Annotated in this window: 19 protein-coding genes; 12 read left to right on the forward strand and 7 right to left on the reverse strand. The window is 35.5% G+C overall.

What is annotated here, in order from left to right; all coding sequences use genetic code 11:
• Positions 1 to 446: 446 nt before the first annotated feature.
• Genes INT04_RS13555 through trmL form a run of 8 tightly spaced genes read left to right on the forward strand, consistent with a single transcriptional unit; the run spans position 447 to position 7,380 of the window.
• Complete coding sequence (locus INT04_RS13555) at positions 447 to 839, forward strand: adenylyltransferase/cytidyltransferase family protein (protein WP_193016642.1); 393 nt, start codon at positions 447 to 449, stop codon at positions 837 to 839.
• A gap of 16 nt (positions 840 to 855) precedes the next feature.
• Entirely contained in the window at positions 856 to 1,941 is a 1,086-nt protein-coding gene (locus INT04_RS13560) for a CDP-glycerol glycerophosphotransferase family protein (RefSeq protein WP_193016643.1), read from the forward strand.
• Entirely contained in the window at positions 1,922 to 2,719 is a 798-nt protein-coding gene (locus INT04_RS13565; RefSeq protein WP_226894109.1) for a glycosyltransferase family 2 protein, read from the forward strand. Before INT04_RS13560 ends, INT04_RS13565 begins: the two co-directional genes overlap by 20 nt.
• Positions 2,709 to 4,007, forward strand: coding sequence for a hypothetical protein (locus INT04_RS13570; RefSeq protein ID WP_193016644.1), 1,299 nt, complete (start codon positions 2,709 to 2,711; stop codon positions 4,005 to 4,007). The genes INT04_RS13565 and INT04_RS13570 overlap by 11 nt, the downstream gene beginning before the upstream one ends.
• 29 nt (positions 4,008 to 4,036) lie before the next feature.
• Positions 4,037 to 4,738, forward strand: coding sequence for a lipid II flippase family protein (locus INT04_RS13575; protein WP_193016645.1), 702 nt, complete (start codon positions 4,037 to 4,039; stop codon positions 4,736 to 4,738).
• A 2-nt stretch (positions 4,739 to 4,740) separates the two neighbouring features.
• Positions 4,741 to 5,670: a glycosyltransferase family 2 protein gene (locus tag INT04_RS13580; protein WP_193016646.1), complete on the forward strand. Its 930-nt coding sequence runs from the start codon at positions 4,741 to 4,743 to the stop codon at positions 5,668 to 5,670.
• A 28-nt stretch (positions 5,671 to 5,698) separates the two neighbouring features.
• Positions 5,699 to 6,865, forward strand: a complete 1,167-nt coding sequence (locus tag INT04_RS13585) for a nucleotide sugar dehydrogenase (protein WP_193016647.1) — start codon at positions 5,699 to 5,701, stop codon at positions 6,863 to 6,865.
• A gap of 11 nt (positions 6,866 to 6,876) precedes the next feature.
• Positions 6,877 to 7,380 (forward strand): tRNA (uridine(34)/cytosine(34)/5-carboxymethylaminomethyluridine(34)-2'-O)-methyltransferase TrmL, encoded by a 504-nt coding sequence (trmL, locus tag INT04_RS13590; RefSeq protein WP_036933349.1) that lies wholly within the window; start codon positions 6,877 to 6,879, stop codon positions 7,378 to 7,380.
• 73 nt (positions 7,381 to 7,453) lie between these two features.
• Here the strand turns inward: trmL and INT04_RS13595 are convergent, their stop codons facing one another.
• The 5 genes from INT04_RS13595 to INT04_RS13615 form a co-directional block, all read right to left on the reverse strand.
• Positions 7,454 to 8,011 (reverse strand): serine acetyltransferase, encoded by a 558-nt coding sequence (locus INT04_RS13595; RefSeq protein WP_193016648.1) that lies wholly within the window; start codon positions 8,009 to 8,011, stop codon positions 7,454 to 7,456.
• Positions 8,011 to 8,832, reverse strand: a complete 822-nt coding sequence (gene cysE, locus INT04_RS13600) for a serine O-acetyltransferase (RefSeq protein WP_193016649.1) — start codon at positions 8,830 to 8,832, stop codon at positions 8,011 to 8,013. Before cysE ends, INT04_RS13595 begins: the two co-directional genes overlap by 1 nt.
• 130 nt (positions 8,833 to 8,962) lie before the next feature.
• A complete protein-coding gene (gene gpsA / locus INT04_RS13605; protein ID WP_193016650.1) occupies positions 8,963 to 9,979 on the reverse strand; it encodes an NAD(P)H-dependent glycerol-3-phosphate dehydrogenase in 1,017 nt (338 codons plus the stop codon).
• Positions 9,979 to 10,452, reverse strand: coding sequence for a protein-export chaperone SecB (secB, locus tag INT04_RS13610; RefSeq protein WP_193016651.1), 474 nt, complete (start codon positions 10,450 to 10,452; stop codon positions 9,979 to 9,981). The genes gpsA and secB overlap by 1 nt, the downstream gene beginning before the upstream one ends.
• A gap of 69 nt (positions 10,453 to 10,521) precedes the next feature.
• Entirely contained in the window at positions 10,522 to 10,959 is a 438-nt protein-coding gene (locus INT04_RS13615; RefSeq protein ID WP_193016652.1) for a rhodanese-like domain-containing protein, read from the reverse strand.
• A 3-nt stretch (positions 10,960 to 10,962) separates the two neighbouring features.
• Here INT04_RS13615 and INT04_RS13620 point away from each other — a divergent pair, with 3 nt between their 5' ends.
• From INT04_RS13620 to INT04_RS13635, 4 genes are all read left to right on the forward strand, one after another.
• Complete coding sequence (locus tag INT04_RS13620; RefSeq protein WP_193016653.1) at positions 10,963 to 11,214, forward strand: hypothetical protein; 252 nt, start codon at positions 10,963 to 10,965, stop codon at positions 11,212 to 11,214.
• A 101-nt stretch (positions 11,215 to 11,315) separates the two neighbouring features.
• Positions 11,316 to 12,644, forward strand: a complete 1,329-nt coding sequence (gene rimO / locus INT04_RS13625) for a 30S ribosomal protein S12 methylthiotransferase RimO (RefSeq protein ID WP_193016654.1) — start codon at positions 11,316 to 11,318, stop codon at positions 12,642 to 12,644.
• Between the two features lie 215 nt (positions 12,645 to 12,859).
• Positions 12,860 to 14,152 (forward strand): murein hydrolase activator EnvC, encoded by a 1,293-nt coding sequence (envC, locus tag INT04_RS13630; RefSeq protein WP_193016655.1) that lies wholly within the window; start codon positions 12,860 to 12,862, stop codon positions 14,150 to 14,152.
• Positions 14,153 to 14,205: 53 nt separating this feature from the next.
• Positions 14,206 to 15,120, forward strand: a complete 915-nt coding sequence (locus INT04_RS13635; RefSeq protein ID WP_226894114.1) for a divergent polysaccharide deacetylase family protein — start codon at positions 14,206 to 14,208, stop codon at positions 15,118 to 15,120.
• A gap of 51 nt (positions 15,121 to 15,171) precedes the next feature.
• On the opposite strand, the gene tdh is transcribed toward INT04_RS13635, so the two are convergent.
• Positions 15,172 to 16,197 (reverse strand): L-threonine 3-dehydrogenase, encoded by a 1,026-nt coding sequence (gene tdh / locus INT04_RS13640; RefSeq protein ID WP_193016657.1) that lies wholly within the window; start codon positions 16,195 to 16,197, stop codon positions 15,172 to 15,174.
• A gap of 9 nt (positions 16,198 to 16,206) precedes the next feature.
• A complete protein-coding gene (locus tag INT04_RS13645; protein WP_193016658.1) occupies positions 16,207 to 17,406 on the reverse strand; it encodes a glycine C-acetyltransferase in 1,200 nt (399 codons plus the stop codon).
• Positions 17,407 to 17,625: the final 219 nt, after the last annotated feature.

Consider the following 17,625-nt stretch of genomic DNA (forward strand, 5'->3'; position numbering starts at 1 on the left):
TATCACAGCAAGCAAATACTATCATAAACCATATTAGTATAATAACCTACTGAGATTTAACAATAAATTCAAGAATAGTAAGTAAGACATCGATGTTTTAAATTAAGTAATTAAACTGTTATATCAAAATATCCTGCCATCTATTGAAGAATAGGTGGCATATTCTTTCTGTTAGCATCTAACGATGTAATTCAGAATGATCTGGCTGAATCAGCCGTTATTCCGATATTTATATATCTACGATCAATGCTAAAATACTCAGCTATCACTTGACCGTCTGGTTTGAAGAGTCTACTCTCAGTGCGGTTTTTAGCATATTGATAAAGTATGCTTATACAACAAAACTCTTATATTACAATAAGATGAGAGTTTTTCGAGATAAATTTTGGTGCTCTGGGGGCCGTAAACCCAGTGCGGTAGCTATGACTAATAAAGAGAATTTAAAAATGAAACGTATTATTACGTTTGGTACATTTGATGTATTTCATGTAGGTCATGTAAATATCTTAGAAAGAGCTGCTGCATTAGGCGACTATTTAATTGTTGGAATTTCCTCAGATCAATTAAATTTTAGTAAGAAACAAAGATATCCTATTTATAGTCAGCATGATAGAACTAAAATAATATCATCACTAAAGTATGTAAATGAAGTCTTTTTAGAAGAATCACTAGAATTAAAGCTTGAATACATTAAAAAATATAAAGCAGATATTCTAGTTATGGGTGATGACTGGGAAGGAAGATTTGACTGGGTTAAATCAGACTGTGAAGTTATTTATCTCCCTAGAACCCCATCAATATCCACAACTGAAATTATTGAAGTTGTTAAACAACAGTAATAAAGAACAATTATTAATGAATAAGAAATTCCTAATATCACTATTGATTTTTCCTATATGTTTATTGATAAAGGTCTTCATCAAAAAAAATAAATATTATTTTTTCTCACCACTAGGACTAAAAGGAAATATTAGATATCTATATGATTTTTACTTATTAAAAAAAGAAGACTGCCAATCAATTAGTACAAATTATATCAATAATTTAAATAATCTAGAATATATTAATTTATGTTTTTCATTGAGTTCTTCTAAAGCTATTTTTTTAAGCCATGGAATTGGTGGTTTACCGATTTCCTGTACATTAACTACTAGGGTTCAACTTTGGCACGGATATCCTCTAAAAAAAATCCTTCTTAAAAGTCAATTTGATACCCAAAAATATCAATCAAACCTACTAAATACCACGTATTTATTGCTATATAAATTAAGAATCAAGCTTAGCTATTCATACTTAATTACATCAAATTCAATATTAGGGAATGAATTAGTCGAGAGCTTTAATTATAAAACTAATAAAATTCTTTTTTATGGGAGTCCTTCTCAGGAAAAAGCTGAACAAACAAAAATAAAAAATAACAATGGTAGTTATAAAATATTGTATCTTCCTACATGGAGAGATGGTAGCGATGATATTATAAAAATTGTAAATTCACTTATCCAGTCATTAGATTATCACTTCATGCATAAAAATGAATTTAAACTTGATATTAAACTACATCCATATGATATGATTAAAATAAAAGAAATAGATAAAAATGAATATATAAATTTTATTTCTCATGATGTAGAAGATATGATCGAATTTTATAGTGACTATGATTGTCTGATAACAGATTATTCTAGCGCTTGCTTTGAATACGCCCCTATAGGTGGAAAAGTGATATTTTTCACTCCTGATTTAGAAAAGTACACTAATCAGAGAGGATTCACTATAGATTACAATGAATTAACTCAAGGTAAAAACACTAATAACATAAATGAATTAAAAGTTGCTATAATGCGAGCAAAGAATAATAACGAATATTCATTAGATTATAAAAAATATGTTGGTGTGAGTGATAACTGTATGGAATTAATTTATGTTAAATTCAATAGATGATATTGCTGTTAGCGTTATAATGCCTGTTTTTAATGGCGAAAATTTCATGCTAGAATCTATTAACTCAGTTTTAGATCAAACCTTTAAAAATTGGGAATTACTTATTGTTGATGATCATTCAACTGATAATAGCTATGCAATAGCAACGGAATATTCAAATAAATTTAGCAATATTAAAGTATTTAAAACGCAAGAAAAGCAAAGTGGTGCATCAAAAGCTCGAAACATTGGTATCTTAAATTCAACTAAAAGATTTATAGCATTTTTAGATTGTGACGATTATTGGACTAACGATAAACTAGAAAAACAGTTATATCTTCTTATAAAAGAAAATGCTCATTTTTGTTATGGGTCATATAATATATTTGATAGTAGAGATAATAAAAAATTAGGTACATTTATTCCTAATAATAGGATAAATTATTATACCTTACTAAAAGGATGTGATATTGGTTGTCTAACCGTAATATATGATACCAAATTTTTAGGTAAATGCTATTTTCCAAATACTGTTAAAGAAGATTATGCTTTATGGCTACAGATAGCAAAAAAAAATAATATTCATTTCATTCTATGCAAAGACATTATCGCTTATTATAGAATATCACAAAACTCACTATCTTCAAATAAATGGAAAGAAATCACTAGACAATATAAAATTTACAAAGATGTAGAGAAGCTCAATATATTTCAATCCTCCTTTTATATGATATCATATGTTTTTTATGGAGTGAAAAAACACTATTTAAATTATAGAGGAAAAAAACTTGAGTTGTAGTCACTCTTTATTAGAAAAAGATTTATTTAAAATAACTTTATTTTTTTCCATATTTTGCTCATTTAATTTCATTCCATTTATTTCAGCTGAAATACAGCCAATAATTGGTATATTTATAATCTTACTTAGTATATTTAATTTTATTTTCTTCCAAAAAATAAGTAAAAGTGGATTAGTAGTTCTTTTTTTCTTTATTATTTTACTACCATCTCTTATTTATGGAATAAAAAATGGATTATCTAATGCCGCTACATATTTTATGTATATGATCGGACCTGCTATCTTTTGTTATTTCTATAAGAATTTTGACTTATTAAGCACAAAACAAATAAAGTTTTATATTTATATTTTCATATATTTTTCAATTATTCAAACATTATCCCCTGAGTTCATAAATAATTTAATTAATCCTTATTTTGAATTATTAATAAAACGAGCTAGATTTGGAACTTATGGAGATATGCGTGGGGTTGGAATATTATATTCAGAACCAGCACATGCTGCAAAGTATATCTTTTTAATTTGTGTCTTTATTATATCCTATAGGCTTACACCTCATATATATACTAAAAATAGTAATTTCAAAACCAATTTTCTCATTGTACTTATCTTTATTTGTATTATTTTAAATAAAAGTGCATCTTTATACTTTATGTTTTTATTACTATTAGTTATATTTTTATTCTTTTATTTCTTTAGAATAAGCTCATCTAAAATAATAATTTCTTCTTTAATTTTAATTATATTACCCCTCTACATATGGTTAAGTTATACTTTTAATATTGGAGTTATTCTTCCTACAAGAATTTCTAGTTTAATTGACTCATTTTGGATGGTTAAAGACAGATTCACTTTAAATGATATCCAATACTTTGGGAGTATAAGGCTTATATCTGTCATTTCAGGATATGTAGGTGGTATTATTGAACCAATGGGTGTTGGTATTGGTAATGGTGGAAAAGAAATATTTCTAATTATGAATCAAGTTGGTTTTGATACTAACTCAATTACATTTTTAACAACTCAAAATGTAGAATTTTTAAAACCAAACTCATATGGAGCTCAAATTGCATTAGAAAGCGGATTATTAGGATTAATTCTAATTATTATTTTATCTACATACTGTCTTTGTCAAATTAAAGTAAATTCAAATACTAACTGTTTTTATAGTTCAGTTTTAGTTATTTCTATATTTCAAATTCTATTTTTCAGTACAACAACAGTTACTGCACCTTGGTTAATGCTTGCTCTTTCACTATATGCTTTAAAACGGTTGAATTTTAGATGAATATTTTTTACGATTATTGGTGCTTATTTGTGATTCCATTTCTTTATGGAATGATGCTATTTATAGAGTTTATATCACAGTATAGTCGTGTTGCTGGATATTTTATTGATAAAAATGCAATTGCATATTCACTACAAAACACAACATTCACTTTAACCCGTTTTTTCTCTGTATTATTAATGCCTCTCATTGGTTTCATGGTTGATAAAAATTACCAGCCTAGTACTTTTTTATTATGTGTTATAATATCTTTCTATTTTGTATTCATTCTTGGTTCCTTAGTGTTTTTCTTAAGAAGAAAAATATGCTACTTCTATATCGGCTTTATTGAAAAATACATTTCTGGTTATGGTTTAATTAAATCATTTTTTAAATCCTTTCACTTAAATAAAAGCTATGACATCTCAGAATTAAATCATTATAAAATAGATATAAAGTATTTCTTTATTTCTGTTTTTATTTATGCTATTCACGCATTAGGTGTTTTTGTAACATTTTATTTTGCTTTAATATCTCCAGATAATAAAATAATGATTACTCAGACATCTGGTATAATCAACGCTTTTGCAACTTTACTTTTAACATTTAAAATTGATCCTGCTTTATCCGTTGCAATAGAGAAAAGAACTAATTTTATATCTTCTTTTATGTCTATATTTTATGCTCGTTTATTTGTTTTCTTTTTTATAGCGCCATTCATATTCTTTATTATTTATAAGGTGTTCCAATAAAAATGAAATTTTCAATAATTATTCCTCTATATAATAAAGAGTTATATATTAATAAAACCATCAACTCAGTATTGAATCAAACCTATCAAAACTTTGAAATTATTATTGTAGATGATGGTTCGACTGATAATAGTCTTTTTATAGCTAAAAGTATTTTAGATCCTCGTATAATTATTACCGAACAAGAAAATGCCGGTGTTTCTGTTGCCAGAAACACCGGGATAAAACATTCCTCTGGCGATTATTTAGTTTTTTTAGATGCTGATGATATTTATTTACCAAATGCACTTGAGCATTTTAATAATCTAATAAATATTTATCCTAATAATAATTTTTTCTGTACAAACTATTATCGAGTAGATAAAAATAGTCGAAAAAAAGCCATTAATGTTGATAAAATATTAGGATATGATTATACGCATTCTGTTATAAATAATTTTTTCTATATTGCAGCATTCCACCCAGGATCATTCCCATGTTGTGTATCTACTTTTTGTATAAAAAGAGAAGCATTATTAGAAAAGAATATTTTTTTTCCTAGTGGAATTACACATACTGAAGATATTTACTTCTGTTCACTGCTTGCTATAAACTTTCAAACAGTTTTCTCAAGAGAATGTATTTATGAATATTATATTAATAATATAGGAAACTCTAGAAATACACGACCAACCAATGAACGCTATATTATAACCGAACTAAAAAAAATAGTTGGTAAAGATAAATGGATAAAATTTTTTATTACAAAAAATATTATTCATTTAATATATAATTGCCTAGAACTTGGTAGTTATCAAGACTATAAAAAACACAAAGCAGATCCATATTTCAAATATAAGAATACTATTGGAAGTTATAAATTACACTTTTTGATATTAAAATTTTTACCTTACCCATTAGCTAAAATTTTATACTCCTATAAAAAAAAATAAAATATTAATATCTTAAATAAGACAAATCATGAAAATCACAATCTCAGGTACCGGCTATGTCGGTCTATCTAACGGAATACTTCTTTCCCAACACAACAAAGTTGTTGCGTTAGATATTAATAAAGAAAAAGTTGAATTACTGAACAAAAATCTCTCTCCAATTACAGATAAAGAAATTGAAGAATTTTTAGCAACCAAAGAGCTCGACTTTACGGCTACATTAGATAAAGAATTCGCTTACAAAGATGCTGATTTCGTTATCATTGCAACGCCTACCGATTACGATCCTAAAACAAACTATTTTAACACCTCATCAGTAGAGTCTGTTATCCGTGATGTTTTAGAATATAATCCAAACACGACAATGATTATTAAATCAACCATTCCTGTTGGTTTTACGAAAGAAATGAGAGAAAAATATAATACGAATAATATTATTTTTTCTCCTGAATTCTTACGTGAAGGTCGTGCACTTTACGATAATTTATATCCTTCTCGTATTGTTATCGGTGAACAATCAGAAAGAGCACAGAAATTTGCAGACCTTTTACAACAAGGCGCATTAAAGAAAGATATTGATGTTCTGTTCACTGACTCAACAGAAGCAGAAGCGATTAAATTATTCGCGAATACTTATTTAGCACTGCGTGTTGCTTACTTTAATGAACTTGATAGCTATGCAGAATCTTACGGTTTGAACTCAAAACAAATCATTGAAGGCGTTTGCTTAGATCCTCGTATTGGTAACCATTATAATAATCCATCGTTCGGTTATGGTGGTTACTGTTTACCAAAAGACACTAAGCAACTGTTAGCAAACTACGACTCGGTACCTAATAATATTATTAGTGCCATCGTTGAAGCTAACCGCACACGTAAAGACTTTATAGCTGACTCAATTATCGCTAAATCACCAAAAATCGTGGGTGTTTATCGTTTAATTATGAAATCTGGCTCTGATAATTTCCGTTCTTCTTCTATCCAAGGCATTATGAAACGTATTAAGGCCAAAGGTATCGAAGTTGTGATTTATGAGCCTGAAATGAAAGAAGAGACATTCTTTAACTCAAGATTAGTTCGTGATTTAAATGAGTTTAAATCAATCTCTGATGTCATTATTACCAATAGAATGTCATCAGTGCTAAACGACGTTGAAGAAAAAGTTTATACTCGTGACCTCTTTGGTAACGACTAAATCTATTTTATATGCTCAATATCGTCTTATTTGAACCCGAAATTCCACCGAATACGGGTAATATTATCCGCCTGTGTGCTAACACAGGCTTTCATCTTCATTTGATCCAACCATTGGGTTTTACTTGGGATGATAAACGTCTACGTCGTGCAGGGCTTGATTATCGTGAGTTTGCTGATATTAAACAGCATCACGATTACTATGCTTTTTTAGAAAGTGAGGGTTTAAACCCTGATAATGCACAATCACCAACAGGTGCACGTGTATTTGCATTAACGACAAAAGGCACACCAGCACATAGCAATGTGAGCTATCAAGATGGAGATTATCTCCTTTTTGGACCTGAAACCCGTGGTTTACCGCCTTATGTGTTAGATAATATGCCAACACAGCAGAAAATCAGAGTTCCAATGCTTGCTGATAGCCGTAGTATGAACCTGTCAAATACCGTTGCCGTTGTGGTTTTTGAAGCATGGCGTCAACTTGGTTATCCTGGTGCATTATTACGAGATTGAAATACAAAAAGCGCTGATCATATATGATGACTAGCGCTTTTTTTAATTTAAAATGACTAAAAAATCTAACTTATTACACTGACGGTTGTCTGATTTCGGCAACAACTTTAGTAATATACCGACACCCTTCTCCCACATCTTTCAATACTAATGCGTGAGCACCAATCACTACATTATCACCAATCTCTATCTCTCCGCCGATAATCGAAGAATTACAGCCAATATAAACATGGTTGCCAACTCGAATATCTGCTTTACCATTATTCTCTTTTACTCCGATGGTCACACCTTGCATTAACGTCACATTCTCACCTAACTGGCAGTAATTAGTCAGTACGATCCCTATCGGATGAGGTAATGAAAGGCCTTTTCCTATGCGTGTTCTTAATGAGATATCGTTGCAATATTTACGATTGTTTTTAGCACCAATACGAATGCCTAATTTTTTAAGAAAACGATTTTTAGAAAAATAAAAGAATTGGGCGACACGCCACCAAAATAGATAACGTGAACGTTGGCAGAAAAAAACACGATGAAATAGTCTTATCCAACTAAAAGGCTTGTTATCACCAATATACTCGGCGTGTAAACAAGCCTTAAGTTCAGAGAGCGTCACTTCTGCTAATGTCATTAAATGCCATCACCACATTCAAAACCAGGCACCACACCATTAAAGTGTTGATCCATATCGAGTGAAGGCTTATCACTGGTTGGTTTACCGACAATACGGGCAGGAACACCTGCAACGGTAGTGTGTGCAGGAACTTCGTGTAAAACGACTGATCCCGCCCCAATTTTAGCACCACGACCAATCTCAATATTACCGAGTATTTTAGCACCTGCACCAATCATCACACCTTCGCGTACTTTAGGATGACGATCACCACAGGTTTTTCCTGTTCCGCCTAACGTCACAGATTGTAGAATAGAAACGTCATTCTCAACAATAGCGGTTTCACCAATCACAATACCCGTTGCATGATCGAGCATAATGCCATGGCCAATACGTGCAGCGGGGTGAATATCGACACCAAAGGTCACAGAAATTTGATTTTGTAGATAAATAGCAAGAGCTTTGCGATTTTGGTTCCATAACCAGTGCGCTATGCGATAAGCCTGCAGTGCATGAAAACCTTTTAAATAAAGCAGAGGAGTTGAATATTTATCAACAGCGGGGTCGCGTAAACGAACAGCCGAAATATCATAAGCGGCAGATTCAATCATCGAATCATCGCTGCGATACGCTTCTTCAACAATCTCACGAACGGCAATCGCGGGCATTGTCTGAGTCGCCAGCTTATTCGCCAACATATAACTTAAGGCACTGCCTAAGTTTTCATGCTTGAGTAATGTCGCATGGAAAAAACTGGCTAAGATTGGCTCGCAATCTGCCAAACTTCTTGCTTCATCTTTAATATGATCCCAGACTCTTTTTAGTTCTTCTAGCGACATACTCACTCTCATTCTTTTTACATTGAAGCCTAAGTAAAAACTTAGGCTTCTTATGTTTAAAACAGAAACAGATACCTTAAGGCCATATCTTAAAACAATGCCTTAAAACGGCCGATTATCTAAAATAGACTTAGAACAGATTGCTGTCTATCTCATCTTTAGTGGCTCGACCTAATAAAGATAATGCCGCTTCTTTCGCATCTTTATGCTGATATAAAATTTGGTAGATCTGCTCAGTGATAGGCATTTCAACACCAACTTGTTCGGCTAATGCACGAACCTCTTTGGTATTGCGATAACCTTCAACGACCTGCCCTATTTTTTCTTGGGCAGTATCAACATCAAAGCCTTGACCTAACATCATGCCAAATCGACGATTACGAGATTGGTTATCGGTACAGGTTAAAACTAAATCACCCAACCCCGCCATTCCCATAAAAGTAGCAGCATCTGCACCTAGTGCTTTACCTAAGCGGCTCATCTCGGCAAGTCCACGGGTGATCAGTGCTGTACGCGCATTCGCACCAAATCCCATACCATCAGACATACCCGCACCAATCGCAATCACGTTTTTTACCGCGCCACCTAATTGCACACCGATAAAGTCAGGATTTTTATACACACGGAAACTTTTGCCACAATGGAAAAGCTGTTGAAGCTCTTCAGAGAATGTATTATCCGTTGATGCCACAGAAATCGCAGTGGGCAAACCCGCGGCAAGCTCTTTAGCAAAAGTAGGGCCTGATAAAACTGCTAGCGGGATTTCATTACCTAATACTTCACGCGCTACATCTTGCAATAAGCGACCCGTATGAGCCTCAAGCCCTTTTGTCGCCCAAACAACGCGTGTATCCTGACGTAAAAAAGGGTTGATCTGCTGTAATACATCACCAAAAACATGGCTTGGTACGACAACCAGAATATTACGGCTAGCTTCTATCGCTTTTTGCAAAGAAGCTTCCATGTATAAACTATCAGGAAAGGAAACATCGGGCAGGAATGCCTGATTACAGCGTGCCTGTTCTAAAGCAGCAACATGCTTAGGATCATGACCCCAAAGTACAACATCATGACCATTGCGCGCTAAGGTAATCGCTAAAGCGGTGCCGTATGAACCGGCACCGATCACTGTCATAGAAGCGTTCATTAAGCTTCTTCAGCCCCTTCATTAGCGGCAGCATCTTGTGGTTGTTGTTGTAAATAGTTCATAAACAACGCATCAAAATTAACTGGTGCTAAGTTCAGTTGTGGGAAAGTACCACGGCTGACTAAGTTAGTGATACATTCACGAGCATAAGGGAACAGAACATTAGGGCAATATGCGCCTAAGCAATGTGCGAGTTGAGTGCCTTCAATACCTTCAACTGTAAAGATACCTGCTTGTTGTACTTCACACAGGAATGCAGTCTCGTTATCCATAGTTGCAGTCACAGTGACACGCAAAATAACTTCATACACGTTTTCAGCTAAAGTATTAGAAGAAGTATCCAGATCTAATTTAACTTCTGGTTGCCACTCTTTTTGGAACACTTGTGGGGCATTAGGTGCTTCAAAAGAGATATCTTTAGTGTAGATACGTTGAATTTGAAAAGTCATCTCTTGGTTTTGCTGTTCTGACATAATAATCTTACCTTTTTATATCCTTATTAATTGAATAGCAGTAAGTATAGAACTCAATCTGCCCGCTCGTTATTTTTTACCCTTAGCCAGTGGTAAATTTTCACCACTCCAGCCTGAAAGACCGTCTTTTAAGATAAAGACTTTTTCAAAACCGAGTTTAATTAGGCTTTCGGCAGGCTTTGCACTTTCAATGCCTGATGGTGATACAACAATAACTGGCTGTGATTTATATTTCTCCAGCTCAGCAATATTATTACTTTTGATTTCAGAAGGCGTTAAATTGATAGAATCAATGATGTGTCCTTTACGGAATTCATCACGGCTACGGATATCAACACACACCGCATTCTCTTTATTTATCAAAGAAATCGCTTCTGTACGGGAAATATTTTTCGTCTTCGAAAAAAGCCCTTTAAAGGTCAATACAATGACCGCCACCAGCAGCGCAACCCAGACAAAACTTAACAGGGTGTGCCGGTTGAAAAATTGCATTACTTCTTGCAGCATAGGATGCAATCACTCTCGTTAGTTAAAAATAGTATCAAAGAGCCAAAGTATACCTTTGTCATGGCGCAATTACAGCCTATTCCTGCGTTTCTCTTTCAGTTTTTGCGGAAAGTTTCTCAACAATCATTTTTTTTATTGACGGATTTATGTACCATTAGCATCGGATTTGTGAAAAATGATGAATTGAAAAGGCAATACCTTTTTACTCTACAAGATCCCTCTTCAGGCAAGCTATTAAGAAATCAGCATCCCTAATAATGGCTATTTACGTAGAAATGACTCTTTGCGTAAAACTTACACCTGTCTGAGAAACAACAATAATCTATTATTTATTTAAAAGTATTGAGAACACGAGCATGTCGCAAACAAATCAAGTGCCTAAAATTGGATTCGTTTCATTAGGTTGCCCTAAAAATTTAGTGGACTCCGAACGTATCCTAACCGAACTGCGTACAGAAGGTTATCAAGTTGTTCCTACCTATAATGATGCTGATTTAGTCATCGTCAATACCTGTGGGTTTATTGACAGCGCAGTACAAGAATCGCTAGAAGCCATTGGCGAAGCACTCGATGAAAACGGTAAAGTGATTGTTACAGGTTGTTTAGGTGCAAAAGAGAACCAAATTCGTGAAGTGCACCCAAAAGTACTCGAAATCACAGGGCCCCATAGTTATGAACAAGTGTTATCACATATTCATTACTATGTCCCTAAACCTGATCACAATCCTTTTCTCAGCCTTGTTCCTGAACAAGGTGTAAAATTAACACCTCGTCATTACGCCTATTTAAAAATTTCTGAGGGCTGTAATCACCGTTGTACGTTCTGCATCATCCCGTCTATGCGAGGCGATTTAGAAAGCCGTCCAATGGGTGAAGTGTTAAATGAAGCTAAAAGATTAGTTAATGCTGGTGTAAAAGAGTTACTGGTTATCTCTCAAGATACCTCTGCTTATGGTGTTGATACTAAGCATCAAACGGGTTTTTGGGATGGCATGCCTGTCAAAACCAGTATGGTCAGTTTATGTGAACAATTGGCAAAATTAGGGATTTGGGTTCGTTTACATTATGTTTACCCGTATCCACATGTTGATGATGTCATTCCTTTAATGGCTGAAGGCAAAATTCTGCCTTATTTAGATATCCCATTACAGCACGCAAGCCCGAAAGTGTTAAAACTGATGAAACGTCCCGGCTCCGTTGAGCGTACCTTAGAACGCGTAAAACGCTGGCGTGAAATTTGCCCTGAGTTAACTTTACGTTCTACCTTTATTGTGGGTTTTCCGGGTGAAACAGAAGAAGATTTCCAAATGTTGTTAGATTTCTTAACAGAGGCACGTTTAGATCGTGTGGGCTGCTTTAAATACAGCCCTGTTGATGGTGCGAAAGCAAATGAATTAGCTGATCAAATCCCTGAAGAAGTGAAAGAAGAGCGTTATCATCGCTTTATGCAGTTACAACAACAAATTTCGACTGAACGTCTACAAGAGAAAATTGGCAAAGTATTGTTAGTGATGATTGATGAAATCGATGAAGAAGGCGCAATTGGTCGTAGTATGGCTGATGCACCTGAAATTGATGGTGCGGTTTATCTTAACGAGCAGTTTGACGTTGAACCAGGGAAAATCGTTCGTGTGCTGATTGAACACGCAGATGAATATGACCTTTGGGGGACTATCGTCGAATAATCTTTATCGTGGACAGCGTGATATTTTATTGCGCTGTCACACGGATCACCTCTTTTTTCCTTTCTCCCTCTATTATTGCTTTATAATCTCTTATTAATTGAATAGATTACCTGTTAGGTATTATCTGAAATTGCGGCTTTATTTCGTGTTAACTGGTCAGTTGTTTTGTGACATGAAATAATCTTATAAACTGTTATGAAAGGTACGTTGGTCAGATGGCAGAGAAAATGGATCTTCAAAAAAAAACACATCCGTCTTATCGTGTATTTTCTTTACCGTTAATCACGTTGCTTATTAGCACAACTCTTTTTTCTGCGTCTCCTGTTTTTGCTAACACATTAACGGATAACCGCACTCAGCTAAAAGATCTACAAACTACGATTGCTGAAAAAGAAAAACAGGTTCAAGAACAACAAAAACAACGTACAGCCCTTCTTAATCAATTAAAAACGCAAGAAACACAAATCTCTAGTGCAGGTCGCTCAGTGCATGAAACTCAAAGTCGCTTACAAACTTTAGGTAAAGAGATCAAAACCATTACTGCGAATATTGCACGCTTACAAAAACAATATCATTCACAACAAGAATTATTATCTCGTCAAATGGATGCGGCTTATCGTCAAGGTAAACACCAAGGCATTGAACTGTTATTTCGTGGTGAAGAAGGCCAGCGTGAAGAGCGTATTTTAGCGTACTACAGCTATATCAATGATGCCCGTAAAGAAACAATGGCTGAGCTGGCTCAAACATCAAAAGAACTTGAAGCGGAAAAAACAGCACAACAAACCAAACAGAATGAACAAAAACAAGCCTTAACTAAACAACAGCAAGAAAAACAAAAACTTGATAATGCATTAGCCGCTCGTCAGAAAACGCTCACTCAACTTGAGTCTACATTGAAAGCGGATCAGAAAAATTTAGCCACCATGCGGGCTAATGAAGCACAATTAAGAAATAAAATTGCTCAAGCAGAGCGTGAAGCTAAAGCACGTGCAGAGCGCGAAGCCCGAGAAGCTGCGCGCATTGCAGCCAAACAACGTGAAGCCCAACAACGAGGTTCAACCTATAAACCAACGACTGAAGAGCAGTCCTTGATGTCGCGTACAGGCGGTTTAGGTAAACCCGCAGGACAAGCCATTTGGCCAATCAGAGGCACTTTATTACACCGTTTTGGTGAATCTATTTCTGGCTCTGGTGAATTACGTTGGAAAGGAATTGTTATCCCTGCAGCCCAAGGTACCGAGGTAAAAGCAATTGCTGATGGTCGTGTATTACTTGCAGATTGGCTTCAAGGTTATGGTTTAGTGGTTGTGGTTGAACACGGGAAAGGTGATATGAGCCTTTACGGTTATAACCAAAGTGCTTTAGTGAATGTCGGTCAGCAAGTAAAAGCGGGCCAATCTATTGCTTTAGTCGGTAATAGTGGTGGACAAGAGCGTTCAGCACTCTATTTTGAAATTAGACGTCAAGGGAAAGCAGTTAATCCGGTTCCTTGGCTTGGGAGGTAAATTTGAAATTACTTGGCACATTACAACGCAAGCGTGCTTTTTTACTTAGTTTAATGTTGCTAAGTCTGGTTGTGAGTACACCTGCACTTCCAGCCAAATTAGCCATTGTGATTGATGATTTTGGTTATCGTAAAAAAGAAGATAACCAAGTTTTACAACTCCCAACTGCGGTTTCTATCGCTATTTTACCTGATTCACCTCATGGAAAAGAAGTGGCGAATAAAGCCCATGCCCAAGGGCGGGAAATTCTTATTCATATGCCAATGGCCCCCATTAGCAAACAACCTTTAGAGCGCAACACCTTAAAACCCTCCATGGACCAAGCTGAAATTAATCGTATTATTGAGCATGCTATAAATAATGTTCCATATGCTGTTGGTATGAATAACCATATGGGCAGTGCGATGACATCAGATAGACAAGCAATGGATAGAGTCATCAAAGCACTTAACCACTCTAATCTCTATTTTTTAGATAGTGTGACCATTGGTAATACCCAAGCGGCCATTGCCGCTAAAGCCGCGGGTGTTCCTTCTTTGCGTCGTCATGTCTTTCTCGATAACGTGCAAACAGAAGCCGAAACTCGGCAACAACTTGCTCGCGCAATTGCGTTAGCACGTAAAAATGGCTCCGCCATTGCCATTGGACACCCTCATCCCTCTACCGTCAGAGCATTGCAGCAACAACTGCCTTTATTACCTGCTGATATTCAACTAGTCGCACCAAGTAGCTTATTAAAACCACAAACAGAAAAACCGATACAACCCGAACCGCCAAAAGTTGTACCACCAACAGAACAACCCAAAGAGCCAAAACCTGCATCTTGGCTAAAGCCAGCGCAAGAAGCTATTATTTCGATGAAAAAAAGTACGCTAATTAATACTTTATCCAGTGGATTTAGCTCATCAGAAAAAAAGAAATTACCCGATATAGCTGATCCTAACGGAATTGGTGAAGTTGAAAAATAATGCAATAAAAAAGAGCCTTAAAAGGCTCTTTTTTTGCTTAGTGATCACTCATTACTGCCAATATAAAATAACTTTACCTGATTGACCTGAACGCATGATATCAAAGCCTTTTTGGAATTCATCGATTGGAAATTGATGAGTAATAATCGGAGAGAGATCAAGACCAGACTGAATAAGTGCTGCCATCTTATACCATGTTTCAAACATCTCACGACCATAGATACCTTTAATAAACAGCCCTTTAAAGATAACTTGTCCCCAATCAATTGCCATATCAGAAGGTGGAATACCTAATAGCGCAATACGACCACCATGATTCATGGTGTTAAGCATGGTACGAAATGCAGGTGGCGCACCTGACATTTCTAATCCCACATCAAAACCTTCTGTCATACCCAATTCTTTCATAACATCCATTAGGTTTTCTTTGCTGACATTCACCGCTCTGGTAACACCCATTTTTTTCGCGAGATCAAGGCGATATTCATTAACATCGGTGATCACCACATGACGTGCTCCAACATGCTTACAAATTGCAGCCGCCATAATCCCAATAGGGCCAGCACCTGAAACTAATACATCTTCGCCCACTAAATCAAAAGATAACGCGGTATGCACAGCATTACCAAAGGGATCAAAAATAGCGGCTAGTTCATCAGAAATATTGTCTGGAATTTTAAACGCATTAAAGGCGGGGATAACCAAATATTCAGCGAAACAGCCGGGGCGATTTACACCGACACCGATAGTATTACGGCATAAATGAGTACGACCACCGCGACAGTTACGACAATGACCACAAGTGATATGCCCTTCACCAGAAACACGATCACCAATATTAAAACCTTTAACTTCCTGCCCTATCGCAACAATTTCACCGATATATTCATGACCTACAACCATAGGAACAGGAATTGTTTTTTGTGACCATTCGTCCCAGTTGTAAATATGAACGTCAGTGCCACAAATCGCTGTTTTACGAATTTTGATCATCACATCGTTATGACCAAGTTCAGGTACTGGAACATCAGTCATCCAAATACCTTCTTGTGCTTTTAATTTTGACAATGCTTTCATATAGGAACCTTATGCAATCACATTAAGTTGTTTACCAATTTTGATAAATGCCGCCACTGCGCGCTCAATTTGCTCAGTGGTGTGTGCAGCCGACATTTGTGTACGAATACGCGCTTGCCCTTGTGGCACAACAGGATAGAAAAATCCTGTAACATAAATTCCTTCATCCAATAAACGAGTGGCAAATTCTTGTGCTAATTTAGCGTCGCCTAACATAACGGGGATAATCGCATGATCTGCGCCAGCTAATGTAAAACCAGCGGCACTCATTTTTTCACGGAAAAGTGAGGCGTTGCGCCATAAACGAGCACGAATTTCATCGCCTGACTTTAATAAATCCAAAACAGCAATAGACGCCGAAACAATCGCAGGAGCTAACGAGTTAGAGAATAAATAAGGGCGAGAACGTTGACGTAACCACTCAACCACTTCTTTACGCGCTGCGGTATACCCACCAGAAGCACCACCTAACGCCTTACCTAAAGTCCCCGTGATAATGTCGACTCTGCCCATCACATCACAATACTCATGGGTTCCGCGACCTTGTGTACCCACAAAACCAACAGCATGAGAATCATCAACCATGACGAGAGCACCGAATTCATCCGCTAAATCACATATACTTTTTAGATCAGCAATCACACCATCCATTGAAAACACACCATCAGTGGCGATCATAATATGGCGAGCATTATCTGCTTTGGCTTTTTCTAGCTGAATACGGAGTTCTGCCATATCGTTATTGGCATAGCGATAACGTTTTGCTTTACATAAACGTACACCATCAATAATAGAGGCATGATTTAAGGCATCAGAAATAATCGCATCTTCTGGGCCCATTAATGTTTCAAATAATCCACCATTCGCATCAAAGCAAGATGAATACAAAATGGCATCTTCCATTCCTAAAAATTCAGCAATTTTATTTTCTAATGTTTTATGTGAATCTTGTGTGCCACAAATAAAACGGACAGATGCCATTCCAAATCCGTGGCTATCCATGCCCGCTTTGGCAGCTTCAATCAGTTTGGGATGATTTGCTAAACCTAAATAGTTATTAGCACAGAAATTAATTACATGACTTCCATCAGCAACAGCAATATCTGCACTTTGCGAAGAAGTGATAATGCGCTCATTCTTAAAGAGGCCATCTTGGCGAGTTTGTTCGAGTTGTTGATTAATTTGTTGATAAAATGCGGGAGTAGACATACTTTCTCCTAAGACAGCTATTCGAAAAGAGACAATACAAATAGTTTGACTACAATATAGTCAATATTGTTTCTTATTCTATGCCGTTGTTCTATTAAAAACGACAAATGTAAATAAATAATGTTATTTATGTAGTTAAGATCACTAATACGCACTGTTTTATTCGAGAATTTCAGTCTGTTGTCCCGTGATGAATACTACCGTTAACGCTGTTCAGTG

Source organism: Proteus sp. FME41, from assembly GCF_014897315.1.
Taxonomy (GTDB): Bacteria; Pseudomonadota; Gammaproteobacteria; order Enterobacterales; family Enterobacteriaceae; genus Proteus.

Excerpts from the sequence above, each read along its gene's own strand:
- INT04_RS13615 (WP_193016652.1), bottom strand. The coding sequence starts at position 10,959 with ATGCTGCAAGAAGTAATGCAATTTTTCAACCGGCACACCCTGTTAAGT.
- cysE (WP_193016649.1), bottom strand. The coding sequence starts at position 8,832 with ATGTCGCTAGAAGAACTAAAAAGAGTCTGGGATCATATTAAAGATGAA.
- INT04_RS13595 (WP_193016648.1), bottom strand. The coding sequence starts at position 8,011 with ATGACATTAGCAGAAGTGACGCTCTCTGAACTTAAGGCTTGTTTACAC.
- INT04_RS13635 (WP_226894114.1), top strand. The coding sequence starts at position 14,206 with ATGTTGCTAAGTCTGGTTGTGAGTACACCTGCACTTCCAGCCAAATTA.
- INT04_RS13555 (WP_193016642.1), top strand. The coding sequence starts at position 447 with ATGAAACGTATTATTACGTTTGGTACATTTGATGTATTTCATGTAGGT.
- INT04_RS13565 (WP_226894109.1), top strand. The coding sequence starts at position 1,922 with ATGTTAAATTCAATAGATGATATTGCTGTTAGCGTTATAATGCCTGTT.
- tdh (WP_193016657.1), bottom strand. The coding sequence starts at position 16,197 with ATGAAAGCATTGTCAAAATTAAAAGCACAAGAAGGTATTTGGATGACT.
- INT04_RS13580 (WP_193016646.1), top strand. The coding sequence starts at position 4,741 with ATGAAATTTTCAATAATTATTCCTCTATATAATAAAGAGTTATATATT.
- gpsA (WP_193016650.1), bottom strand. The coding sequence starts at position 9,979 with ATGAACGCTTCTATGACAGTGATCGGTGCCGGTTCATACGGCACCGCT.
- rimO (WP_193016654.1), top strand. The coding sequence starts at position 11,316 with ATGTCGCAAACAAATCAAGTGCCTAAAATTGGATTCGTTTCATTAGGT.
- INT04_RS13560 (WP_193016643.1), top strand. The coding sequence starts at position 856 with ATGAATAAGAAATTCCTAATATCACTATTGATTTTTCCTATATGTTTA.
- INT04_RS13645 (WP_193016658.1), bottom strand. The coding sequence starts at position 17,406 with ATGTCTACTCCCGCATTTTATCAACAAATTAATCAACAACTCGAACAA.
- envC (WP_193016655.1), top strand. The coding sequence starts at position 12,860 with ATGGCAGAGAAAATGGATCTTCAAAAAAAAACACATCCGTCTTATCGT.
- INT04_RS13585 (WP_193016647.1), top strand. The coding sequence starts at position 5,699 with ATGAAAATCACAATCTCAGGTACCGGCTATGTCGGTCTATCTAACGGA.
- secB (WP_193016651.1), bottom strand. The coding sequence starts at position 10,452 with ATGTCAGAACAGCAAAACCAAGAGATGACTTTTCAAATTCAACGTATC.
- INT04_RS13620 (WP_193016653.1), top strand. The coding sequence starts at position 10,963 with ATGCAATCACTCTCGTTAGTTAAAAATAGTATCAAAGAGCCAAAGTAT.
- trmL (WP_036933349.1), top strand. The coding sequence starts at position 6,877 with ATGCTCAATATCGTCTTATTTGAACCCGAAATTCCACCGAATACGGGT.